Origin of the sequence: Crenalkalicoccus roseus, from assembly GCF_004761865.1 — a bacterium.
In the GTDB taxonomy this organism is placed as follows: Bacteria; Pseudomonadota; Alphaproteobacteria; order Acetobacterales; family Acetobacteraceae; genus Crenalkalicoccus; species Crenalkalicoccus roseus.
Genome location: NZ_SJDM01000008.1, coordinates 75,353 through 96,923 on the forward strand (window position 1 = coordinate 75,353; position 21,571 = coordinate 96,923).

The 21,571-nt window shown below is 73.3% G+C and carries 21 protein-coding genes and 1 other RNA gene; 9 read left to right on the forward strand and 13 right to left on the reverse strand.

Going from position 1 to position 21,571, the window contains the following annotated elements; genetic code table 11:
* Positions 1 to 91 precede the first annotated feature (91 nt).
* From ET526_RS09090 to ET526_RS09130, 9 genes are all read left to right on the forward strand, one after another.
* Positions 92 to 1,144 carry an ABC transporter permease subunit gene (locus tag ET526_RS09090; RefSeq protein ID WP_204623574.1) on the forward strand — a complete coding sequence of 351 codons (1,053 nt, stop codon included), beginning with the start codon at positions 92 to 94 and terminating at the stop codon, positions 1,142 to 1,144.
* The gene (locus ET526_RS09095) at positions 1,141 to 2,070 is read left to right on the forward strand and encodes an ABC transporter ATP-binding protein (RefSeq protein WP_135467375.1); all 930 of its coding nucleotides are present in this window, start codon (positions 1,141 to 1,143) and stop codon (positions 2,068 to 2,070) included. The genes ET526_RS09090 and ET526_RS09095 overlap by 4 nt, the downstream gene beginning before the upstream one ends.
* Complete coding sequence (locus tag ET526_RS09100) at positions 2,067 to 2,816, forward strand: ABC transporter permease subunit (RefSeq protein WP_135467376.1); 750 nt, start codon at positions 2,067 to 2,069, stop codon at positions 2,814 to 2,816. Before ET526_RS09095 ends, ET526_RS09100 begins: the two co-directional genes overlap by 4 nt.
* 145 nt (positions 2,817 to 2,961) lie before the next feature.
* Positions 2,962 to 3,786, forward strand: coding sequence for a tetratricopeptide repeat protein (locus tag ET526_RS09105; protein ID WP_135467377.1), 825 nt, complete (start codon positions 2,962 to 2,964; stop codon positions 3,784 to 3,786).
* On the forward strand, positions 3,783 to 5,993 hold the full coding sequence (locus tag ET526_RS09110; RefSeq protein WP_135467378.1) for a glycosyltransferase: 2,211 nt from the start codon (positions 3,783 to 3,785) through the stop codon (positions 5,991 to 5,993). Before ET526_RS09105 ends, ET526_RS09110 begins: the two co-directional genes overlap by 4 nt.
* Positions 5,993 to 6,409: a hypothetical protein gene (locus ET526_RS09115; protein ID WP_135467379.1), complete on the forward strand. Its 417-nt coding sequence runs from the start codon at positions 5,993 to 5,995 to the stop codon at positions 6,407 to 6,409. The genes ET526_RS09110 and ET526_RS09115 overlap by 1 nt, the downstream gene beginning before the upstream one ends.
* Positions 6,409 to 7,218, forward strand: a complete 810-nt coding sequence (locus ET526_RS09120; RefSeq protein WP_135467380.1) for a sulfotransferase domain-containing protein — start codon at positions 6,409 to 6,411, stop codon at positions 7,216 to 7,218. The genes ET526_RS09115 and ET526_RS09120 overlap by 1 nt, the downstream gene beginning before the upstream one ends.
* Before the next feature lie 182 nt (positions 7,219 to 7,400).
* Positions 7,401 to 8,039, forward strand: coding sequence for a class I SAM-dependent methyltransferase (locus tag ET526_RS09125; protein ID WP_204623576.1), 639 nt, complete (start codon positions 7,401 to 7,403; stop codon positions 8,037 to 8,039).
* 195 nt (positions 8,040 to 8,234) lie between these two features.
* On the forward strand, positions 8,235 to 10,019 hold the full coding sequence (locus ET526_RS09130) for an ABC transporter ATP-binding protein (protein WP_135467382.1): 1,785 nt from the start codon (positions 8,235 to 8,237) through the stop codon (positions 10,017 to 10,019).
* Positions 10,020 to 10,207: 188 nt separating this feature from the next.
* On the opposite strand, the gene recR is transcribed toward ET526_RS09130, so the two are convergent.
* The 13 genes from recR to ET526_RS09195 form a co-directional block, all read right to left on the reverse strand.
* Positions 10,208 to 10,807, reverse strand: a complete 600-nt coding sequence (gene recR, locus ET526_RS09135; protein WP_135467383.1) for a recombination mediator RecR — start codon at positions 10,805 to 10,807, stop codon at positions 10,208 to 10,210.
* A gap of 38 nt (positions 10,808 to 10,845) precedes the next feature.
* A complete protein-coding gene (locus ET526_RS09140; protein ID WP_135467384.1) occupies positions 10,846 to 11,169 on the reverse strand; it encodes a YbaB/EbfC family nucleoid-associated protein in 324 nt (107 codons plus the stop codon).
* Positions 11,166 to 13,127: a DNA polymerase III subunit gamma/tau gene (locus ET526_RS09145; protein WP_135467385.1), complete on the reverse strand. Its 1,962-nt coding sequence runs from the start codon at positions 13,125 to 13,127 to the stop codon at positions 11,166 to 11,168. The genes ET526_RS09140 and ET526_RS09145 overlap by 4 nt, the downstream gene beginning before the upstream one ends.
* 76 nt (positions 13,128 to 13,203) lie before the next feature.
* An RNA gene (ffs, locus tag ET526_RS09150) (signal recognition particle sRNA small type) lies at positions 13,204 to 13,295 on the reverse strand.
* A gap of 161 nt (positions 13,296 to 13,456) precedes the next feature.
* Positions 13,457 to 14,347 (reverse strand): polyamine aminopropyltransferase, encoded by an 891-nt coding sequence (gene speE, locus ET526_RS09155; protein WP_135467386.1) that lies wholly within the window; start codon positions 14,345 to 14,347, stop codon positions 13,457 to 13,459.
* A gap of 75 nt (positions 14,348 to 14,422) precedes the next feature.
* The gene (gene speD / locus ET526_RS09160; protein WP_135467387.1) at positions 14,423 to 14,878 is read right to left on the reverse strand and encodes an adenosylmethionine decarboxylase; all 456 of its coding nucleotides are present in this window, start codon (positions 14,876 to 14,878) and stop codon (positions 14,423 to 14,425) included.
* Between the two features lie 154 nt (positions 14,879 to 15,032).
* Positions 15,033 to 17,879 carry a hypothetical protein gene (locus ET526_RS09165; protein ID WP_135467388.1) on the reverse strand — a complete coding sequence of 949 codons (2,847 nt, stop codon included), beginning with the start codon at positions 17,877 to 17,879 and terminating at the stop codon, positions 15,033 to 15,035.
* Positions 17,876 to 18,454 carry a protein phosphatase CheZ gene (locus tag ET526_RS09170; RefSeq protein ID WP_135467389.1) on the reverse strand — a complete coding sequence of 193 codons (579 nt, stop codon included), beginning with the start codon at positions 18,452 to 18,454 and terminating at the stop codon, positions 17,876 to 17,878. The genes ET526_RS09165 and ET526_RS09170 overlap by 4 nt, the downstream gene beginning before the upstream one ends.
* Positions 18,447 to 18,833: a chemotaxis response regulator CheY gene (locus tag ET526_RS09175; protein ID WP_135467390.1), complete on the reverse strand. Its 387-nt coding sequence runs from the start codon at positions 18,831 to 18,833 to the stop codon at positions 18,447 to 18,449. The genes ET526_RS09170 and ET526_RS09175 overlap by 8 nt, the downstream gene beginning before the upstream one ends.
* 52 nt (positions 18,834 to 18,885) lie before the next feature.
* A complete protein-coding gene (locus ET526_RS09180; protein WP_135467391.1) occupies positions 18,886 to 19,506 on the reverse strand; it encodes a MotE family protein in 621 nt (206 codons plus the stop codon).
* On the reverse strand, positions 19,503 to 19,931 hold the full coding sequence (locus ET526_RS09185; RefSeq protein WP_135467392.1) for a DUF6468 domain-containing protein: 429 nt from the start codon (positions 19,929 to 19,931) through the stop codon (positions 19,503 to 19,505). The genes ET526_RS09180 and ET526_RS09185 overlap by 4 nt, the downstream gene beginning before the upstream one ends.
* 2 nt (positions 19,932 to 19,933) lie before the next feature.
* Entirely contained in the window at positions 19,934 to 20,983 is a 1,050-nt protein-coding gene (gene fliM / locus ET526_RS09190; RefSeq protein ID WP_456305111.1) for a flagellar motor switch protein FliM, read from the reverse strand.
* Positions 20,980 to 21,471: a flagellar basal body-associated FliL family protein gene (locus ET526_RS09195; protein WP_135467393.1), complete on the reverse strand. Its 492-nt coding sequence runs from the start codon at positions 21,469 to 21,471 to the stop codon at positions 20,980 to 20,982. The genes fliM and ET526_RS09195 overlap by 4 nt, the downstream gene beginning before the upstream one ends.
* Positions 21,472 to 21,571 lie beyond the last annotated feature (100 nt).

Genomic DNA, 21,571 nt, shown 5'->3' on the forward strand with positions numbered 1-21,571 from the left:
GCCCCCGCGGGCCGGGGACGCCGCCCCAGCCCTGCCGCTCCTCCTCGCCGGCCTTGCCCTGTTCGGCCTCTACGCGCTGGGCTGGCTGTCGGTGGCGCCGAACCGCCTGCTGCCGGGCGAGGCCATCGGCGCCCCGGCGGCGCTCGGCCCGGCGGCGCACCTGCCGGCGCTGCTGCTGGGCGGCGCGCTCCTGGCCGGCCGGCTCCGGTCCCGCCTGGCGCCGGCGCTGCCGCTGGCCGGAATCGTGCTGGCCCTGGCGGCGACCGGCCTCGCCGCCGCGCGGCTGATGGAGGGGCAGCCGCCGGCGGCGCGGGCGAGCCTCGGGGCGGGGTTCTGGCTGTTCCTGGCGTCGGCCGGTCTCCTTGCGCTGGAGCAGGCGCGCGCCGCCGGGCTGCGGCCGGCCTGGGCCGGCCTCGCCGCCCTGCTCGCGGGGGTGGCGCTGTGGCGCTGGGGGCTGCTCGACGCCCTCTCGCTCGCCGTGGAGTACCGGGCGCGGCAGGAGGCGGTGCAGGCGGCGCTGTGGCGGCACCTGGCGCTGTCCGCCGCCGCCCTCGGCCTGGCCCTGGCCGTGGCGCTGCCGCTCGGCTGGTGGGGCTTCCGCTCGGCACGGGCGGAGGCGGCGATCGGCGCGGCGCTCAGCTTCGTGCAGGTCGTGCCCTCGCTCGCCCTGTTCGGGCTGCTGATCCCGCTGCTCTCCCTGCTGCTCGGCGCGGTTCCCGCGCTGCGCGCGGCGGGGCTGCAGGCGATCGGGCCGGCGCCGGCGCTGATCGCGGTCGCCGCCTATCTCGCCCTGCCGCTGTGGCGGGCCCTGCTGGGCGGCCTCGGCGCCGCCGATCCGGCGGCGGTGGAGGCGGCGCGGGCCATGGGCATGACGGAGCGGCGCATCACCGCCGAGATCCGCCTCCCCCTCGGCCTGCCGGTCTTCGCCGGCGGGCTGAGGGTGGCGGCGGTGCAGGCGATCGGCCTCGTCGCCCTGGGCGGGCTGATCGGCGCCGGCGGGCTCGGCGCTCTGGTCTTCGAGGGCATGGCGCAGTTCGCCGCCGACCTGATCCTGCTCGGCGCGCTGCCGATCATCCTGCTCGCGCTCCTGGCCGACGCGGCACTGCGCGGGCTGGAGACCCGCCTTGCGGAGGGCGGGCGGTGATCGCCTTCGAGGGCGTCTCCGTCGTCTTCGGCGGGGTGCGGGCGCTGGAGGGCGTCACCCTCTCCGTCGGGCGCGGCGCGCTCTGCGTGCTGGTCGGCCCCTCCGGCTCGGGCAAGTCCACCCTGCTGCGCCTGGTCAACCGGCTGGTCACGCCGAGCGCGGGGGTGGTGCGGGTGCGCGGCGAGGATGTCGCCGCGCTGGACCCGGCCCGGCTGCGCCGCTCCATCGGCTACGCCATCCAGTCGGTCGGGCTGTTCCCGCACCGCACGGTGGCGCAGAACATCGCCACCGTGCCGCGCCTGCTCGGCTGGCCGCGGGCGCGCATCGCGGCGCGGGTGGAGGAGCTCATGGCGCTGCTGCGGCTCGATCCCGCGCTGGCGGGACGGCTGCCGGCGGCGCTCTCCGGCGGCCAGGCGCAGCGTGTCGGGCTGGCGCGGGCGCTTGCCGCCGATCCCGACATCCTGCTGATGGACGAGCCCTTCGGCGCCGTGGACCCCATCATCCGCCGCGGGCTGCGGGCGGAGCTGCAGCGCATCCACCGGGAGACGGGGAAGACCATCCTGCTCGTCACCCACGATCCGGGCGAGGCGCTGGAGCTCGCCACCCATCTCGTCGTGCTGAGGGAAGGCCGGCTGGTCGCGGAGGGGGCGCCGCTGGCGCTGACCGAGCCGCCCGTCCACCCCTTCCTGCGCGCCCTGCTGGGGGATGGGGAGCTCGGCCTCCGGCGGCTCGATCTGCTGCCGGTGGGCACGGCGGCCGCCGGCGCGCCGCCGCCCGGCGCCCCTTCCATCGCCGCCTCCGCCAGCCTGCGCGCCGCCCTCTCGCTCATGGTCGAGACCCGGAGCGCCGCACTCGCGGTGCTGTCGGAGGAGGGGGCGCCGCTCGGCGCGGTGACGCTGCAGGCGATCCTGGAGCGGCGGGCATGAGGGGGCGTCCGGGCCTCGCCCCGCTGGCGCTCGGCGCGCTGCTGGCGCTGGCGGCGCAGGAGCCGGTCGCGGGGCGCGTCTGGGCGGGGCTCGGGCGGGAGGGCGAGGCCTTCCCGAGCCCGCGGCTGCTCGACCTCGCCGCCGCGCATGCCGCCCTGGCGGTGCTCAGCGCCTTGGCCGCGGCGGCGATCGGGCTCGGCCTCGGCCTGCTGGTGACGCGCCGCGCCGGGCGGGGGCTGCGCCCGGCGGCGGATGCCCTGGCCGCCGGGGCGCAGGCGGTGCCGCCGGTGGTGGTGGTGGCGCTGGCCTTTCCCGTGCTCGGCTTCGGCCTGGCGCCGACGGCGCTCGCCCTGCTGCTCTACTGCGTGATGCCGGTGCTGCGCGGCACGGTGGCGGCGATCGAGTCGGTGCCCCCGGCGACGCGGGAGGCGGCGGAGGCGATGGGCTTCACCCCCCTGCAGGTGCTGCGGGAGGTGGAACTGCCGCTGGCCTGGCCGGTGATCCTCGCCGCCCTGCGCGTGGCGCTGGTGCTGGCGGTGGCAACCGCCGCGGTGGGTGCGCTCGCCGGGGCGGCGACGCTCGGCACGCCGATCATCCTCGGCCTGCAGAACCGGAACGAGCTGCACATCCTGCAGGGCGCGGCGGCGACGGCGGCGCTGGCGCTGCTGGCCGAGGGCGCGCTGCTGCTGCTCGCCGGGCGCGCGCGAGTCGGGCGGAGCGGCGCCTCGCAGGAGACGGCCGGCTAGGCTGCCGCGGCGAGCGGCTCGGTAGTTGCGCCTCACCCCCAACATCGCGCATGGGTTGCACGCCCCCGCGGGGCGGTGCTAGCGATTGTCGTGCCGGACGCGCTGCGCCACCCGGCGCCAGCGGAAAAGGGGGAACGGAAGCCGCATGACCACGGCCGCGCTGAAGCCCGCCGCCCTGCTCGCGGCGACAGGCGAGATGCTGTCCTTCCTCGCCCGGCGCGGCGGCGCCTCCGCGGCCGCCCCCTCTCGCCCCCAGGCGCCGCCCGACGCGCAGGCCGCCCCGCCCCCGCCGGAGCCTTCGCCGGGGCAGGAGGAGGCGGCGCTTTCGGAAGCGCGCGCGCTGCTGCAGGCCGGCCGCGCCGAGGCCGCGCTCGGCCTGCTGCGGGCGCTGCCGGACCGCGGCGCCTCGCGGGCGCAGTCGGTGGCGCTGGCGATCGCCGCGGCGCAGCTCGACCCCGAATTCCGCGACCTCGTCGCCCGTGCCGACCAGGCGCGGGACGAGCGCGACTGGGCGCGGGCGGAATACCTGTACTGGCAGGCGCTGCGGCTCTACCCGCTGCATGCCGGCTACACCGTCCAGTACGGCCACTGCCTGAAGGAGCAGGGCAAGCTCGAGGACGCCGAGGTGGCCTACCGCTCCGCCCTTGCCCTTGGCGCGCCTGAGGAGGATGTGCGCCAGCATGTGCTGTACGTGCACGCGGCGCAGGGCCTTGGCGAGGCGCGCTTCCCGGCCGCGCCCGCCGCCGGCGGCCAGCCGCTCGACATCCCGCCCTGCCGGGCGGATGTGGAGGCGCTGTTCGCGCTGCTGCTGCAGCGCAAGCCCCGGAGCCTGTCCGAGATCCTGGAGCTGATGCGCGGCGCCGCCACCTGCCGGGAGGTGGCGGCGCACCTGGTGCGGCACGCGGAATTCCCCGCCGCCAACCGGGACCTGATGGTCCTGCTGGCGCAACCGGCCCGAGGCCCGGCATGAGCCCGCCCCGCATCTCCGTCGTCATCAACACCTGCGACCGCGCCGCGCATCTGCGCGAGGCGCTGCGGGGGCTGCGCACCCTCCGCTACCCGGCTTTCGAGGTGGTGGTGGTCAACGGCCCCTCCACCGACGAGACCGCGGCGGTGCTGGAGGAGTGGGCGCCCGGCATCAAGCGCGCGGACTGCCCGGAGTTGAACCTCTCCGTCTCGCGCAACATCGGCATCGCGGCCGCGGCGGGCGAGATCGTCGCCTTCCTCGATGACGACGCCGTGCCGCATCCGGACTGGCTGGCGCGGCTCGCGGAGCACTACCGCGACCCGCGCATCGGCGCCGTCGGCGGCTTCACCGTGGACAACACCGGCCTGCGCTGGCAGGCGCGCAAGACCGTCTGCGACCGCTACGGCAACGCGCACCACGTCTCCGACCACTTCGACGAGCGGCCGCTGAACCGGCCGGGCACGCCCTTCTACCCCAGCCTGCTCGGCACCAATTCCAGCTTCCGCATGGCGGCGCTGCGCCAGGTCGGCGGCTTCGACCACGCCTTCGCCTACCTGCTGGACGAGACCGACCTCTGCCTGCGCCTCGTGGATGCCGGCTGGCACGTGGTCTACGAGCCGGAGGCGCTGGTGTACCACCAGTTCGCCGCCAGCCACATCCGCACCCCGAAGCGCATCGCGCGCACGCTCTACCCCTCGGCGGCGAGCAAGGCCTACTTCATCGCCCGCCACGGCGCACCGGCGAATCGCGGCCGCGCCGCCGCGGAGCTGGAGCGCTACCGGCGCGAGATCCTGGACGCCAACGCCTGGCTCGAGCAGCACCGCGAGATCACCGGGGCGCACCGCGCCTCGCTCGACCAGGACCTCGCCTGGGGGCTGAAGGAGGGCGAGGCACTGGCCCGCCACCGCGGCGGCCGTGCCGGGGGCGACCTCGACGCGGAGGCGGCGCCGCCCCCCTTCCATCGCTTCGCGCCCGGCGGCGGCCTCGGCATCTGCATGGTCAGCCAGGGCTTCCCGCCGCGGGTGGAGGCCGGCATCGCGCGCTGGACGGAGATGGTGGCGCGCGAGCTGGCGCGCCGCGGCCACCGCGTGCACGTGCTGACCGGCACGGCGGAGGACGAGGAGGAATCCGTCCGCTTCGAGGACGGGCTCTGGCTGCACCGCATGACGCCGGAGGCGGAGGGGGCGGAGGCGGTGATGCTCAACCTCGACCTGCCGCCCAACATCGCCGCCTGGAACCGCCGCGTCTGGCGCGAGGTGCAGGCGGTGAAGGGCTTCGGCCTCGACGTGCTCTCCTTCCCGATCTGGGATCTGGAGGCGGCCGCCTGCCTCGGCGATCCCTCGATCGGCGTGGTCATGAGCCTGCACACCAGCTACGCCATGGCGAGGCCGCACAAGCCGGAATGGGCGGCGCGCCCGCTCTACGAGCACTTCATGGTGCGGAAGATGATCGCGGCGGAGGCGCGGGCGCTGGCCGCCGCGCCGATGGTGCTGGCGAACTCCCGCGCCATCCTCGCCGACCTGCAGGCGGCCTACGGCGTGGCGCCCGACCCCTCGCGCGTGGTGCTGGCGCCGCACGGCACCGAGGACCTTCTGGAGGGCGCCCCGCCGCCGGCGCGAAGGGGCGGCTACCGCGTGCTCTTCGTCGGGCGGTTCGAACCGCGCAAGGGCTTCGACCTGGCCGCCGCCGCCGCCCTGCGGCTGCTCGAGGCGATGCCGGAGGCCGAGATGGTCTTCGCCGGCGGCGTGCTGGACGCCGAGGCCGAGGCGGCGCTGGCCGCGGCGGGCGCCGCCGGCCTCGCGGGGCGGCGCGGGGTGCGCTTCCTGGGCGTGCTGGACCGGCCGGCGCTGGAGGCGGCCTACCGCGACTGCGACGTGGCGCTGGTGCCGAGCCGCTACGAATCCTTCGGCCTGGTGGCGATCGAGGCGATGTCGGCCGGCAAGCCGGTGGTGGCGCTGGCCGCGGGGGGCCTCGCCGAGGTGGTGACGGAGGGCGAGGACGGCCTGCTGGTGCCGGACGGGCCGGAGGCGGTGGAAGGGATCGCCGCCGCTCTGCTGCGCCTCGGCCGCGATGCGGCGCTGCGCGCGCGCCTGGCGGCGGGCGCCCGCCGCTCCTTCGAGGCGAAGTACACGGTGAAAGCGATGGTGGACGTGCTGGAGGCGGCCTATCGGCGCGCCGCCGCGACCCGTCCTGCGCGGGAGGCAGCCTGATGGAGTTCGGCCCCGCCGCGGTGCGGCACGTGCTGGCGATGTTCGAGCCCGGCCCGGTGCCGGCGGAGGAGGCGGCGCGCCTCTCCGCCCTGGTCGGCTCCTGGGAAGAGATGCTGGCGCACCTGCTGCTGCGCCGCGGCACCCTGACGGCCTATCCGGAGCTGGAGGCGGGGATCCGCGCGCGGGCGGAAGCCTATCGCGGCGGGCCGGCGACGCGGCGCCCGCCGGGCGGGGATATGCGGCGCCTGGCGCAGACCGAGGAGGCGCTCGAGGAGGCGCTGGCGGCGCTGCTGGCGGCGGAGCGGGAGACGCGGAAGCTCGCCGACCGTGCCCTCGAGGCATGGCGGGCGCATGTGGCGGAGCGGCCGGCGGGGAGATGTGATGTGAGGCTGCGGATCGGGGCGGGGGTGGGGTGATGGCACGCGCGGAGCTGACCGATGAAGGGCTGGAGCGCCTGAACTCGCCCGCCTCCGTCTGTCTCGTGACCGTGATGAAGAGCGGCACGCACTGGGCACGCTATCTGCTGGCCAATTATCTGAAGATCATGGTGCGCGGCTCCGACTGCAGCCGTGCCACGTACGAGGAGCTGCAGTCGGTCTTCTCCCCAAACGATCGGAGGCTCTGCCTTCGCACGAAGACCGAACCCGTACGATCCCCGCTGTATCCGGTGTTCGGGTACCAGGATGTCATGTGGCAGCATGTTTCGGAGGATTTGTCGGCATACAGGGGCAGAATAGTCTTCCTGTTCCGGAACCCGCTCGACTATTTGATATCTCGGTATCACTACGACAAGGTGCTGTGGCAAAGCGAAGGACGCGATGTTTCCTCGCCGGCGGCAACCATGGACTGGTCACTTCGGTGGTATGCGGAATCCCTCAGCTTCATGTTGAAGCTGGTTCGGCAGAAGCGCGACGCCGTGGTGCTGACTTATGAGAATCTTAAACAGGCGCCGCAAGTGAGCCTGGAAATCATGCTTCGCTCTCTTGGCATTCCGGTGCGTCGCGATGCGCTCCAGCTCGCTGTCGAACGGTCGGATGCCAGGAAGGTGGCAGCCGAGGAGGTGGAGAGAGGGCGGGCGATCGTCGGACCGACAACCTCGGGATACTTTGTTAGAGACTCTGGGGTTGGTCAGTGGAAGAACCACCTTACCGATGAAGATCTTCGGCGAGCTGAAAAGATTCTTGGTGGATATGGATTACGTCTCGCACATTTCCAGATTGAATAAATAGATAAGTCGCCCCATGTTGGTGATTATTGCTATTTCCTGCGATATCACCAAGAGGCAGATTTTTATTTCCACCTCAAATGACGTGAGATTTAAGACAGATGCATGAACCTATTATTGACAGGAAACAGTACGTACAGCAGAATTTTTTGTTCGAATCGATACAAAATGCGCCCTCATTGATGAACCTGCCACAGAGGCTGGTATTGTTTAGCCTTATCCTGGGCCTTGCCCCGAAAAATTATCTGGAATTGGGGACTGCCCGTGGCGGTTCCGCACTGATCGTGCAGAAAGCGATCCAGTGTCTGGGAAACCCGGATTTCCAGGGTGCCTGCATTGATGTTAGCTTTTCCAGGATATCTCCTGAACACAAGACTGATCTTGAACGCCATTTCCGGTTTATAGAGGCATCCATCTCCGTTTCGAGCATCATCCGTGCCCACCGAGCCATTGGTGATTTCGAAATCGTCTTGATTGACGCCCTGCATGACATCGACAACGCGCGATTTGACGCCATGACGGTGTTCCCCTTCGTCAGGCCGGGAGGGGTAATTTTGTTTGATGACGCGAACTACTTCGAGGTGCGGGACGCCATCCGTGAAATCGTGACAATCCTGCCGGTCGAGGATTGCGGCTATCTTTCCAGGCACGGCGGACAGGACGCCGCACCGCTGCGACCAGAGAATGACCGCTGGCGTGGGGAAGAGATCATTTGGGGCGGCCTCTACATGCTGCGCAAGAAGCTAGGCTCACCCTCGGCAAGCGAAGCAAAATCGGGTCCATTGCCTGGAAAATTTGTTGTTCCTAGTCGAAAATATTGATGACTTCGGGTGGTCTGCGCCATCAAGGCGCGTACCTCTGCCTTTGCAGGGATGCATGAGGCGGAGCGGCTTCATTTCGGTTTCTGGCTTTTTCGGGCGGCTTTCCCTCGGCAACCATGTGAGCCTCTTCTGGACGCCTGCGCTCCCACCTAAGGGGCAGGACATACGCGGGGCGGCGTGATACGCCCCGCCCCCATGCCCGCCCCCGCCCTGGCCGATCCCTCCTCCCGTGCCCTCATCCTCCGCCTGTGGCGCGAGCAGCTCTCGCGCCACAGGCCGCGCATCGCCGCCGCGCTCGCCTGCACCCTGGCGCTCTCCGCCATCACCGCCCTCTACCCCATCGTCATCCAGCAGGCCTTCGACCGCTTCGCGCGCAACGACCCCGACGTGGTCTGGCTGCTGCCACCGGTCATCCTCGCCGTCACCGCCGCCCGCGCCGCCGCCCTCTACGGCCAGCAGGTCACGGTGCACGGCACGGTGCTGCGGGTGATCGAGGGGCTGCAGCGCATGCTGTTCCGCGCCCTCACGCGCGCTGACCTCGCCGTGGCGGCGCGCGATGCGCCGGCGCGCCACGCCGCCCGCTTCACCACCGACGCCGCGGCGATCCGCGAGGCGCTGACGCGCGCCATCGGCGGCATCGCCAACATCCTCACCATCCTCGGCCTGGTCGGCTCCATGCTGTGGCTGGACTGGGCGATGGCGCTGCTCGCCGCCGCCCTCTACCCGCTGGCGGCGGTGCCGATCCTGGCGCTCGGGAGGCGCATCCGCCGCGCCTCCTCCGGCATGCAGGACCGGGTGGGAGAGACGGCGGCGCTGCTGACCGAAAGCTTCGCCGCCGCCCGCGTGGTGCGCGCCTACCGGCTGGAAGCGGCGGAGGAGGCCCGCGCCGCCCGCGCCTTCGAGAATCTCCGCCGCGCCCTCTACGCCATCGCCCGCACTCGCGCCCGCGTCGATCCGGTGCTGGAGGTGCTGGGCGGGCTGACCGTGGCGCTGGTGCTCGGCTTCGTCGGCTGGCGGGTCGCGGCCGGCCAGGGCACGGTCGGCCAGTTCACCGGTTTCGTCGCGGCGCTGCTGATCGCGGCGCAGCCGGTGCGCCAGCTCGGCTCGCTGAACGCGGCGCTGCAGGAGGGGCTGGCCGGCCTCGCCCGCGTCTTCGCCGTGGCCGACACGCCCCGCCGCGTGGTGGACACGCCCGGCGCGCGCCCGCTGCCGCCCGGGCGCGGCAGGGTGGAGTTCGATGCCGTCGCCTTCCGCTACGAAGGCACGCCGGACGCCGCGCTCGAGCATCTCAGCTTCGTCGCCGAGCCGGGGCAGACGGTGGCGCTGGTCGGGCCCTCCGGCGCCGGCAAGTCCACCGCCCTCGCCCTGGTGCCGCGGCTCTACGACGTCACCGCGGGGGCGGTGCGGGTGGACGGGGCCGATGTGCGGACGGTGACGCTGGCCTCGCTGCGCGACGCCATCGCCTATGTCGGGCAGGAGGCGGTGATCTTCGACGACACCGCGCTCGCCAACATCGCCTGCGGCCGCCCCGGCGCCACGCGGCAGGAGGTGGAAGCGGCGGCCCGCGCCGCGGCGGCGCACGACTTCATCGCCGCCCTGCCGCAGGGCTACGACACGCCTCTCGGGCCGGGGGGCGGGCGGCTCTCGGGCGGGCAGCGCCAGCGCATCGCCCTCGCCCGCGCCCTGCTGCGCGACCCGCGGGTGCTGCTGCTGGACGAGGCGACCAGCGCGCTCGATGCCGAGAACGAGGCTCTGGTCACCGCGGCGCTCGCCCGGCTGCGCCAGGGCCGCACCACGCTGGTGATCGCGCACCGCCTCTCCACGGTGCGGGAGGCCGATCGGATCGTGGTGATGGAGGCCGGGCGCGCGGTGGAGCAGGGCACCCATGCCGAGCTGATGGCGGCGGGCGGCCTGTATGCGCGGCTGGTCCGCACCCAGGCCTTCGGTGCCGCGCCGCAGGAGGCCGCGCCGGCAGGCTAGGCCATTTCCCGTTCGCCCCGGCTCGCGGCAAATGCCCTCGCCTCTTGATCTGCGGGCGCCCTCCCCCGTCCGGACGGGATCTGCCCCTGGAGCCGCTCCCGATCGGCCGGGCTCGCGCAAACGGCCCCAACCCATTGCCCGCGAAGCGGAGGCGCGCTCCCGTCGAGTTTGCCGCCGCGGATCAGGCGCTACACCGCCCGCCGCGCCTGCAGCGCCGCCGCGAGCGTGCCCTCGTCCAGCACGTCCAGCGCGCCTCCGATCGGCACGCCCTGCGCCAGCCGGGTCACCCGCACCCCCAGCGGGCGCAGGCGGTCGGTGAGGTAGTGGGCGGTCGTCGCCCCGTCCACGGTGGCGGGGAGCGCCAGGATCACCTCCTCCACCCCCCCTTCCGCGACGCGCGCCAGCAGCGGCTGCACGGCGAGGTCCTCCGGCCCCACCCCGCCGAGGGCGGAGAGCGTGCCGCCGAGCACGTGGTAGAGCCCGCGATGGGCATGGGCCCGCTCCAGCGCCCAGAGGTCGGCCACCCCCTCCACCACGCAGATCAGGCTGCGGTCGCGCCGCGGATCCCGGCAGACATGGCAGGGGTCCTCCGCGTCCAGATTGCCGCAGACGCGGCAGGGCCGCACCGCCTCGGCCGCGCGGCGCAACGCCTCCGCCAGCGGCAGCATGGTCTCCCCCGGACGCATCAGCATCCGCAGCACGGCGCGGCGCGCGCTGCGCCGACCAAGGCCCGGCAGCTTCGCCAGCAGCCCGACCAGGTGCTCGATGGGGTCGTCCGTCTGCGCCATGCCCGCGCCGCGCACCAGGAAAGGCCGGGACGGCGCCCCTAGAAGGGCAGCTTCATGCCGGGCGGCAGGCTCAGCCCGGCGGCCGCCTTCTGCATCTCCTCGGCCATCGTCGCCTCGACCTTCTGCCGGGCGTCGGCGTGGGCGGCGACCAGGAGATCCTCGAGCACCTCGCGGTCCTCGGCGGTCATCAGGCTCGGGTCGATGGAGACGCGCTTCAGGTCGCCCTTTCCGGTCAGCGTCACCTTCACCATGCCCGCACCGGCGGCGCCCTCCACCTCCGTCGCCTCCAGCTTCGCCTGCATCTCCTGCATGCGCGACTGCATCTGCTGCGCCTGCTTGAGCATGTTCGAGAGGTTCTTCATGGGTCCTCCGGTGGGAAATCGTCGTCGAAATCGGCGGCCCCGGCCTCCGGCTCCTCCGTGCCGCCAGGCGGCGCGAGGCCCGGAGCCTCGGCGCCGGGCGGGGAAGCAGCCAGGGGCAGCCCGTAGGCGTCCGTGGCGGCATCGCGCACCGCCTCGATGCTGGCGCCGGGGAAGGCCGCCAGCACGGCCTGCACCAGGGGGTGGCTCGCCGCCAGGCTGCGGCGTTCCGCCTCGGCGGCGCGCCCCTGCTCGGCGAGCGTCGGCTCGCCTTCGGCGTTGCTGAGCGCGATGGTCCAGCGCGCGCCGGTCGCCTCCAGCAGCAACGCCCCGAGCTGGGCGGCGAGGTCGCGGGGCGCCTCGGGCCGGACGCGCATCTCGATGCGCCCCTCGGCGATGCGCACCGGATGCACGCTGTGCAGCAGGTGCGCGTGCAGCATCGGCCGCCGCCCGGAGGCGAGGGCCACCACCTCCCGCCAGGAGCGGGGCGCCTGGGCGGGCCGGGCGGACGGCTCCGGTGCCAGGCGGGGGGGCGGCCCGCCGCCGGCCACGGCGCGCAGGGCACCGCCCGCCGGCGGGTCCGGCACCACGCTCCCCCGCGCCGCACTTCCCGCCGGCGCCGGGGGGCCGCCCTCCGGCGACGGCCGCGATCCGCCCGCCGCCGCGCCGCCATCGCCGAGGCGGCGGAGGATGTCGCCCGGCGTCGGCAGCTCCGCCACATGGGCGAGGCGGATCAGCACCATCTCCGCCGCCGCGCGGCGGTCCGGCGCCTCGTTCACCTCGGCGAGGCCCTTCAGCAGCATCTGCCAGGCGCGCCCCAGCACGGGAATGGAGAGCCGCTCCGCCAGCGCCGCGCCGCGGCCGCGCTCCTCCTCGCCGAGCGAGGGGTCGGCGCGCAGCGCCGGCACGCTGGCCAGGCGCGTCAGGGTGTGCGCCAGATCCAGCATGTCCGAGAGGATCACGCCGGGGTCGGCGCCCCGTTCATGCGCGCGGTCCATCAGCGAGAGGCAGGCGGCGACGTCGCCCCTCATCGCCGCCTCCATCAGGTCCATCACCAGCCCGCGGTCGGCGAGGCCGAGCATCTCCGCCACCAGCGCCGCGGTGACGCCCGTGCCCTCGGCACCGGCCAGCGCGATCGCCTGGTCGAGCAGGGAGAGGCCGTCGCGCACCGAGCCGTCGGCGGCGCGGGCCAGCATCGCCAGCGCCTCCTCCTCTGCCGCCACGCCCTCCTTCGCGGCGATGGCGGCGAAATGGGCGCGCAGCGCCGGCTGCGCGACGCGGCGCAGGAAATGCGTCTGGCAGCGGGAGCGGATGGTGGTCGGCACCTTCCTGAGCTCCGTCGTCGCCAGCATGAACTTCACCTGGGCCGGCGGCTCCTCCAGCGTCTTCAGCAGGGCGTTGAAGGCCTGGTTCGAGAGCATGTGCACCTCGTCCAGGATCAGCACCTTGAAGCGGCCCTGGGCGGGGCGGTAGCGCAGCGTCTCGCGCAGCTCCCGCACGTCGTCCACGCTGTTGTTGGAGGCGGCGTCGAGCTCCAGCACGTCCGGGTGGCGGTCGGCCAGGATGGCGCGGCATTCGGGGCAGGTCCCGCAGGGATCCACGGTGGGGCCGCCCCGCCCGTCCGGGCCGACGCAGTTCAGCGCGCGGGCGATGATGCGCGCGGTCGTGGTCTTGCCGACGCCGCGCACGCCGGTGAGCAGGAAGGCGTGCGGCACGCGGTTCTGCGCGAAGGCGTTGCGCAGGGTGCGCACCAGCGCCTCCTGCCCGATCAGCTCGGCGAAGGTGGTGGGGCGGTACTTGCGCGCGAGCACACGGTAGGGGGCGGCCTCTGCGGGAGGCGCGGCCGGCGCATCGCCGAACAGGCCCGGCCCCTCGGGCGGGGGCGGCTCGGGCAGGCGTTCCGCCTCCTCGGGCGGCGCCTCGGTGCTCGGGGCTGCGGAGCCGAAGAGGTCGCTGGCCATGCGGCAGGTGTCTCGGTGGCGGGGCCGGCCGCGGGGGCGACCAAAAAAGCGTCGCGCCGCCTGCGGCGCGAAGGTGGAAGACCGGCGAAGCGACCCGGGCGGAAACTCGTTACGGCTGCTTCCTTCCGGACCTGACCGGGTTGGCGAGGCGCCCGTCCGTCACCGGCCTTCCACGCCCGAATATCGTGCCTCCGCCCCGCCGGGGCAATGCCCCCCGCGGCATATCGCCGGTCCTTCCGCCCGCGGGATCCTTCCCGCGGGCGATGTCCGGCCCCGGGCGCGCCCCTTGCCGATGGTCCCGGGGCCTGCGGAGGGGCGGGCCGGGGGCGTCAGCCCTTCCGCGTCGCGCCGGAGACGGCCTCCAGGCACTCCGCGATGTAGGGCGGCAGGTGGAAGGCGCAGGCGTGGATCTCCGGCGTCCAGTAGCGCGTCGTGCCGAGGATGCCGGCCTCGGCGGCGCGCCGGCGGATCTCCTCGGCGCCGAGGTGGCGGCAGGAGGCGTCCTTGGCCGCCCAGCCGAGCGTCATGAAGCCGCCGACATAGGTCGGCACGGCGGCGACATAGGCCCAGACGTCGGGGAAGGCCTTGGCGCGGCGGAGCGAGGTCTCGCGCAGCTCCTCGGCCTGCATGAAGGGAACGCCGGACTGGTTCACCACGAGCCCGCGCTCGCCGAGGAGACGCGCGCAGTTGGCGTAGAACTCGTCGGTGAACAGCACCTCCCCGACCCCGATCGGATCGGTGCTGTCCACGATCACGACATCGAAGCTGCCGGCCGGCGCCTGCCGGACGTAGTCGATCCCGTCGCCGACGATCACCTCGGCCCGCGGGTCGGACCAGGCATCCCCGCCGATGCGGGGCATGTGCTCCCTGGCGAGGCGGATCACCTCGCCGTCGATCTCCACCATCACCGCCCGCTCGACGCCCTTGTGCTGCAGGACGCGGCGCAGGACGCCGCCATCGCCGGCGCCGATGATCAGGACCCGCCGCGCCGCGCCGTGCGCCAGCAGCGGCACATGGGCCAGCATCTCCTGATAGACGAACTCGTCCGCCTCGGTGATCTGCACCACGCCGTCGAGCAGCATGACCCGGCCATGGCTGTCGCTCTCGAACACCATGATGTCCTGAAAGCCGGACTGCACGCGCGCCAGCTCGCGCTTGACGCGGAACCGCTGCCCCCAATCCGGGTAGAGCGTCTCGTTCACCCAGGAATCGGTCGCCATGGAACTCTCCCGCACATGCACAAGGAAAGGGCCGGGCGCGAGAGGCCCGGCCCCGATCCTGACCGGAACGCGGCGTCAGCCCACGAGGCCGCGCTTGTGCTCCGCCAGCGTGACTCGCTCAGGCAGGAATCCCTTCTTCAGGACGGGAACGGCGTTGTAGGGGTTGCACGCGCCACAGACGAAGATGTCGATGGCGGCGAAATCCCGCTCCGGCCAGGTGTGGATGGAGACATGGCTCTCCGCCAGCACCAGCACGCCGGACACGCCGCTGCCGGGCCCGAAGTGATGGAAATGCCCGTGCAGGATGGTCGCACCCGTGGCGATGGCCGCCTCGCGCAGCACCGCATCGATGTGCTCCGGATCCGCGAGGTTGGTCGCGCCCCAGAGGTCGATGATCAGGTGCGTGCCGGCGAACTTCACGCCGTCACGGGTGACGAAATAATCCTTGGCCTCGCTCACCGAGGTTGCGGAGTTCTGGGCGTTGCTCGGGAGCGTCTCCGAGACCATCCCCAGTTGGACGAGAGCTTCCATCGCGGGCTCCTTCCCACCAGCAGATGACCAGGGCGATCGGGTATCGATCAGGTCAACGGCCGCCGCATATGGGGCACCCACCCCCTGGGTGCAAGCGGTTTTGGGACGGGAAGGCCGAAAAAATTGCCGCCCTCTCCCGCGTGGCGCACGGGACTCAGCGCGTACCGAGGCTGGCTGCCCGCAATGGCTCCAGCCCGGCGGGAAGGGCGCGGAAGAGCTGCAGCTCGCGCTGCAGCCGCGGCAGATCCGCCAGCCCGCGCAAGGGATCGGCGGTCAGCGCCGCGAAGGGCTCGGCCAGAGGGCCGTTGCGCATCCGCGGCCCGAATTCCGCACCCAGCGCAGCGAGGTCCCCCGCCCTGCCAGCCAGGGCGAGCAGCGCCGCCTGCCGCAGCAGCACGCGGCGGTGGGACATCTCAAGCGCCGCCGGCGAGGGCGGCAGCACGTCGCGCAGGTGCTCCTGCAGCACGGCGGCGGCACCCGCCCAGTCCTGCCTTTCCGCCAGAAGCTCGGCCAGCGGCTCCGCGCCTGGCGGGCCGAGCGCGCGCAGCGACGCCATCGCCTGCGCCATGTCGCCCCGAAGCGCCTGCGCCCGGGCTCGGAGCACGGCGCGCTCCTGAGCCAGGGCCTCGGGCAGCGCCGGCGATGCCGTCTGCTCCAGCACCGCCAGCGCCTGCGCGGCCTCGCCCGCGGTGAGGCGCAGGCGAGCCAGGCGCAGGCCAAGCGCGGCGCGCTGGGCACCACTCGCCCCTTCCACCGCCCGCCGCAGCAGCGCCGCGGCACGATCCGTGAGGTCAAGGGCAATCATGCGGTCGGCGAGCAGCATCACCGCCGCCTCGCCCTCCAGGCCGGCGGGCAGCAGGTCGGGATGCGCGTCGAACACGGCCACCGCGCCGAGCGGAGGCTCGCTTTCGAGGGCTGCGAGGAAGGCCTCCTGCAGCTTCGGGCGCAAGCCGGAAGCCTGCTCGGGGAACAGCGCGCCGGTCTCCTGCAGCAGCGCCAGAGCGCCCCGCGCCTCACCGGCCTGGAGCCGCAGCCTTGCCAGGCGCAGCCGCGTGGCGAACTCCTCCTGATCGCCGCGCCAGGCGACCAGCGCCGCTTCCAGCGCCTGTGCGGCCTGCGCCGGATCCATCCGGCCGGTGGCGAGGCGAAGCTCAATCCCCCGTCGCAAGGCCCTGACCCGCACCAGGCGGTCCCGCCCCCGCGTCAGGGCATCGTAGGCGGCCAGCGCCTCCTCGGTGTGCCCTTCGGCCTCCGCCAGCGCCGCCCGGGCCAGCGCGAGGTCGGCCCGTCCTGGCGCTGCGGCGACCAGCCGGGCCAGCGCCTCGCGCTCCCCCTTCTCCATCAGGGTATGGGCGACCAGGGGCAGAAGCCGTGCCCGCACCCCCTCGGGATATTCCAGCACCAGCGGCAGGGTTGCGGTGAAGCCCGGCGCGGCGGCACCCGCCTCCCCCCGGATCGCCGCCAGGACGGCCCGCCACAGGATCAGCTCGTCGCAATCCTCCAGATCCGGATGCATCAGGCCCTCGGCTTCGGCCGGGCGGCCGGCCAGGGCGGCGGCGGCACCGGAAAGGGCCGCGATGCCGGAATCCTCGGCAGCGGCAGGGTTCTCCAGGCGAGCGAGTGCCAGAACCGCCTGCGCCTCCTGCGGCAGGCCCAGCGCGAGCAGCGTCTCGGCCGCGGCGCGGCGCAGGGCAAGCCTCGCCAGGGGTGGTGCCGCGGCGATGGCCGCCTGCTCGGCACGTTGGCGCTTGACCAGAACGGGGACGGGCAGGTCGGGGATGTCGAAGAGCCGTGTCATCGGCGGCTGCGGTACGCCGGTCGCCACCGCCGGGTCGATGGAAAGGGCCCCTCCGCCGGCGGCGCCGAGCAGGAATCCGTCCGGCGCGGCCCGCAGCGTCACGTGATCCGAACGCGCCAGCACCGCCGCGCCCAGAAGCGTGGAGGGCAGGTCGGCCTCGGGCAGCCGCCGCGGCTGCGGCACATGCCCGGCCGGCTCCCGCATCGTGCCCAGCAGCAGGGGCAGCCCGGTCAGCGGATCGCTCAGGGCGACGACGCGCCCGGGATGGGACGCCCGCAGCAGCAACTGCCCGCTGCCTTCGATCCCGATCGCCAGCGCACCGTCGGGCGATGCCTCGCCGGCGGCGCCGGGATGCGCCGCCTCCAGCGCCCAGGCCCCGTCCAGCCGCCGCGCGCGCAGCGTCGCGGGCGGGTCGAGCCTGAGCGCGATCTGCGTGCCTCCGGGCAGGATCTCCGCCGTCATGGCGCCCAGCACCGGGTCGCGCCGCAACGCCGAGAGGTCGAGCGGCTGGGCCTTGTCGAACACGGCCAGGACCAGGTCTCCCCGTCGCAGCAGCGCCAGCCCGACCTCGGCCCCGAAGGGCAGCAGGGCGGCGCGCGGCTGTCCTGGGGCGCCAATCAGCCGGACCGGCAATGCCGAAGGGGGCGGCAGGCTGACCGAGGCCGCGTTCAGCGCCGCCGCGCCGAGGCCCGACTCGGGCGGCCGGACGGCGTCGGCCACGGCCGGTGTTGCCGGAACATCCGGCGCCGGAGGCGCTGGAGGGGGCACGGGCTGGGCCGCCGTCCCGGATCTGGCGGTGCCCTGCGCATCCTGCGCGTCCTCCGCCCGCGGCGGGGGGGCAGGCGGCGCCTCCGGGGCAGGATCCAGAAGATCCACCACCACCCAGGGGCCATGCCGGAAATGCCGCGCCCTGACGCCCGGGCGCACCGTGATCTCGACCCCCTCGGCGACCGCCGCAACCCCGGTGACGTTGCGCACCGGACGGCGGACCCCCGCCAGATCCAGCTCCGCCGGAGCGCCGAAGCGCAGCAGCACGCGGGTGCCATGCTGCTCAAGCCGGTATGGCGGAGGCTGGGGCCAGTCGAAGACGATGCGGCCATGTGCCGCATGATCCCCCACCCTGACGCCGATGAATTCCCGCGCCACGCCCGCGGCGGGCATCATCAAGGCGGCGGTCAGCAGCCAGGGGAGGAGGCGCGTCATTCGAAGCTGGCCAGCAGGCGGTCTATGTCCTGCTGCGAGGCCGCGCTCGCGGGCAGTTGCGGGCCGCTGGCCAGGGCCTCGCCCTCGGTGCGGGGCGGAGACGCCGCCTCGCCCGCCCCGGGGCAGCCGAAGGCGTGGGTGGCAGCGGCGACGCGCCGCTCGATCGTCTTCAGGGCCGTCACCACCTTGCCTATGCGCTGGCCGGTGATGTCCTGGAAGCTGCAGGCCTCGTAGATGCGGGTCACGGCGTCCGACAGGACGGAGGCCGCCTCCTCGGGCAGGCGCGGCCGCAATCCCTCCAGGGCCTCGCAGCTGTCGAGGATTTCGTTCGTCGCCGCGGCGGTGTGCGCGACGACGGCATCCAGCTCGTCGGTCGCCGCCGGGATCTGGCTTGCGGTGATGTCGTCGGCCTGCAGCGCCGCAATCTCGGACTTGGCGCGCGCCACCTCCCGCCCCAGGGCCTCCAGCTCGGCCAGAAGCGCTGCCTCGCGGGGGGTAAGCTCGCTGGGCAGGAGGCCCAGCACCACGCGCACCGGCCCGTCCGCCGGGTCCGCGCCCAGATTCCCGTCAGGCATGGCCCAGCACCTTCTCGATCTTGTCGCGCAGGGTTTCGGCGTTGAACGGCTTGACGATGTAGTTGGAGACGCCGGCCTGCTTGGCGGCGACCACGTTCTCCGTCTTGCTCTCGGCGGTGACCATGATGAAGGGCGTGTCCTTCAGCCTCTGGTCGCCGCGCACCTCCTTCAGCAGGTCGAGGCCGGTCATCGGCTGCATGTTCCAGTCGCTGATTACCAGGCCGAAATTCCCGGCGCGCAGCTTGGCCAGCGCCTCCTGCCCGTCGGTGGCCTCCTCGACGTTGTTGAAGTCGAGCTGCTTCAGAAGGTTGCGGATGATCCTGAGCATGGTCTTGTAGTCGTCCACGATCAGGACCGAGATGTTCTTGTCCATCGGCATGAGCCGCCTCCTGTCCAATCCGATGTCGTGCGAGGGATGCGAGGCGCCGGCCTCATGGCGCCGGCGCGGCGCCGGCCCGAACCCGCGCCAGCTCCGTGGTGAGCAGCCGGGCGCGGTCGGGGCGCATGGCGCCCAGGATCGGCGCCGCCTTGCGCTCCGCCATGCGGCCCATGATCTCGACCAGGACCGGCATCTCCAACTCGTCGAGGATGGCGGCCGCATCGCGCGGCCGCATCCCTTCGTAGAGCTTCACCATCTGCCGCCAGCCGGCCTCCTCCTGCTCGCCGCGGGCGCGTTCGGCCGCCTCGAGGCGCTGCTGCAGCGCCGCCAGCTCCTCGACGCGCTGCGCCAGGCGGCGCTCGGCCGCCGCCAGGACCATCTCGCGCGTCGCGATGGACTGCTCGCGCGCCTCGAGCTCGGCGCGCCTGGCGCGCAGCCCCTCGAGAAGGGCGCGTTCCGCCGCCTTCTCGTCGGCGGTGGCGGCCGGCGCCGGCGGGGCGGGAGGCGTCGGTGACGCCGCCGTGCCGACCGCCTGCGCGGCACCGATGATCCCGACATCCGGCATGGCCAGGCTCGGCCCGTGGCGCAGGCCGGCCAGCTTCAGCCCGAGCAGCGCGATCATGGCGCCCAGCAGGACCGGCAGCAGGCGGAGCTTCGGCAGGCGCATCGTCATGATCCCTTCGACGCGGTGCGGGCGAGCGCGCGCAGCAGCTCCCGTTCCGCCCGGCTGCGCACGGCCTGCGGCGTCTCCGGCGCCTCCGGCTGCGACATGCCGCGCGCCGCCCGCACCAGGCCGTCAAGGCGGTCCGCCAGGGCCTCGGCGCGCTCCACGAGATAGCGCAGATCGTCGCGGATCGGCTCGGCGGCGGCGAGCTTCTCGGCCACCTGCCGCCCCGACGCCTCGGCGGAGGCGCGGAGCCTCAGGGAGGCGGCTTCGGCGAGGCGCGTCGCCTCCGCCAGCCCGGCGGCGCTGCCATCCAGCGCGGCCCGGTCGCGGCGCAGCGCGCGCAGCTCCCGCTCCAGCCGCAGCACGAAGGGCATGGCGCCCGCCAGCAGCGCCACCACCAGGATCTGCACCGACCATTCCAGAAGGCCCATGCTCATCCCTCCTGCACCCGCAACTCGCGCACGATCCGCACCGCCAGGCGGTTCTCCTTCTGGCCGAGCTCGGCCTCGAACAACGGCACGTCCCCGCAGCGCAGGCGCACCGGCGCCCCCGGCGCCACGCCAAGCGTGATCCGATCGCCGCGGCGCAGCGACAGCACGGAGGAGAGCGGCATGGTCTGCTCGTCCAGCACCACGTCGAGGGAAAGCTCCGTATGGCGGAGCTGCTCGGCGAGATGCGTCTCCCATATGGAGTCGCGGCCGAACCTCTCCCCCATGAACTGCTGCAGCAGGAGCTCCCGTACCGGTTCCAGCGTGGCGTAGGGCAGGAGCAGCTCGACCTTGCCGCCGCGGTCTTCCATGTCCACGCGCAGCCTGACCAGGACGCAGGCATTGGAAAGGCGCGAGATCGCGGCGAAGCGGGGGTTCACCTCCAGCCGCTCGAACCGGAAGTGCACGTCGCACAGCGGCTCGAAGGCCTCCGACATGTCGTTCAGCACCACCGCGATCAGGCGCTCGACCAGCGTGCGCTCGATGGTGGTGTAGGGGCGCCCCTCGATGCGCATGGCGGCCGTGCCCCGGCGGCCGCCGAGCAGGACGTCCACCACCGAGTAGATCAGCGGGCTGTCGACGACCAGGAGGCCGTAATTGTCCCATTCCTGCACCTTGAAGACGGCCAGCATCGCGGGAAGGGGAACCGAGTTCAGGTAGTCGCCGAAGCGGAGCGACAGGATGCTGTCTATCGAAACCTCGACATTGTCGCTGGTGAAGTTGCGCAGCGTCGTGGACATGATGCGCACCAGCCTGTCGAACACTATCTCCAGCATCGGCAGCCGCTCGTAGGCGACCAGCCCGGCGCTGACGATGCGCTGGATGCCGCTCTGCTCCTCCGGCGCCGCCTCGCCGCCGCCGAAGCCGAGCAGGCTGTCGATCTCGGCCTGGTTGAGGACGCGGGTGGAGTCCGGCTGCGGCGGCGCGGCAGGGGCCGTTTCCGCGCCCAGCGCCTCGGCCCAGGCTTCGGCCATCTCCTCCTCGGACGCGGTCACTGCTGCAGGATCTCCAGGAACAGGACATCGGTGATGCGCGCCGGCGCCTCGCCGCGGCCGGCCGGCGGCGGCACGGCGACATTGGCGCGGGCGACGAGCTCCTCCCGCAGGCGGTAGGTGCCGGCGCTGCCGCGAAGCTCTTCCGGCCGTACCTCCCGCAGGTAGGTGGTGAACAGATCCACGAGCCGGGGCATCGCCGCCTGCACGGCGGCCGCATCCTCCGCCCCGGCGAGCTCGAGCTTGCTGCGCAGCTTGATGTAGCTGGCGCGCCGCCCCCCGGTATTCAGGTTGGCGATGATCTCCGGCATCTCGAGGAACACCGGCTGCCGCGGCGCGGGCGCGGCAGCCGGCTTGCCGCCGCCGAACAGGCCCATCGCCCACCCCCCCGCGCCGGCGCCCGCCAGCAGGAGGGGAGGCAGGACGAACAGGACGAGGCGCCGCCGCCCGCCTCCCTTGCCTTTGGCCTGCTTCGCCTCAGCCTCCGCCATCGCCCTTCACCTCCGGGCGAAGCTTGTCGCAGGGACCGCTTAACGAAGCCTTGCCCGGCAAGGCCGGACCGCCCGGAGCGGCAAGACCTGCCGTCCGGAG

Bases quoted from the DNA above. Each gene is read 5' to 3' on its own strand.
- ET526_RS09100 (WP_135467376.1), top strand. From the start codon at position 2,067: ATGAGGGGGCGTCCGGGCCTCGCCCCGCTGGCGCTCGGCGCGCTGCTG.
- ET526_RS09105 (WP_135467377.1), top strand. From the start codon at position 2,962: ATGACCACGGCCGCGCTGAAGCCCGCCGCCCTGCTCGCGGCGACAGGC.
- ET526_RS09110 (WP_135467378.1), top strand. From the start codon at position 3,783: ATGAGCCCGCCCCGCATCTCCGTCGTCATCAACACCTGCGACCGCGCC.
- ET526_RS09115 (WP_135467379.1), top strand. From the start codon at position 5,993: ATGGAGTTCGGCCCCGCCGCGGTGCGGCACGTGCTGGCGATGTTCGAG.
- ET526_RS09120 (WP_135467380.1), top strand. From the start codon at position 6,409: ATGGCACGCGCGGAGCTGACCGATGAAGGGCTGGAGCGCCTGAACTCG.
- ET526_RS09125 (WP_204623576.1), top strand. From the start codon at position 7,401: ATGAACCTGCCACAGAGGCTGGTATTGTTTAGCCTTATCCTGGGCCTT.
- ET526_RS09130 (WP_135467382.1), top strand. From the start codon at position 8,235: ATGCCCGCCCCCGCCCTGGCCGATCCCTCCTCCCGTGCCCTCATCCTC.
- recR (WP_135467383.1), bottom strand. From the start codon at position 10,807: ATGGCGCAGACGGACGACCCCATCGAGCACCTGGTCGGGCTGCTGGCG.
- ET526_RS09140 (WP_135467384.1), bottom strand. From the start codon at position 11,169: ATGAAGAACCTCTCGAACATGCTCAAGCAGGCGCAGCAGATGCAGTCG.
- ET526_RS09145 (WP_135467385.1), bottom strand. From the start codon at position 13,127: ATGGCCAGCGACCTCTTCGGCTCCGCAGCCCCGAGCACCGAGGCGCCG.
- speE (WP_135467386.1), bottom strand. From the start codon at position 14,347: ATGGCGACCGATTCCTGGGTGAACGAGACGCTCTACCCGGATTGGGGG.
- speD (WP_135467387.1), bottom strand. From the start codon at position 14,878: ATGGAAGCTCTCGTCCAACTGGGGATGGTCTCGGAGACGCTCCCGAGC.
- ET526_RS09165 (WP_135467388.1), bottom strand. From the start codon at position 17,879: ATGACGCGCCTCCTCCCCTGGCTGCTGACCGCCGCCTTGATGATGCCC.
- ET526_RS09170 (WP_135467389.1), bottom strand. From the start codon at position 18,454: ATGCCTGACGGGAATCTGGGCGCGGACCCGGCGGACGGGCCGGTGCGC.
- ET526_RS09175 (WP_135467390.1), bottom strand. From the start codon at position 18,833: ATGCCGATGGACAAGAACATCTCGGTCCTGATCGTGGACGACTACAAG.
- ET526_RS09180 (WP_135467391.1), bottom strand. From the start codon at position 19,506: ATGACGATGCGCCTGCCGAAGCTCCGCCTGCTGCCGGTCCTGCTGGGC.
- ET526_RS09185 (WP_135467392.1), bottom strand. From the start codon at position 19,931: ATGGGCCTTCTGGAATGGTCGGTGCAGATCCTGGTGGTGGCGCTGCTG.
- ET526_RS09195 (WP_135467393.1), bottom strand. From the start codon at position 21,471: ATGGCGGAGGCTGAGGCGAAGCAGGCCAAAGGCAAGGGAGGCGGGCGG.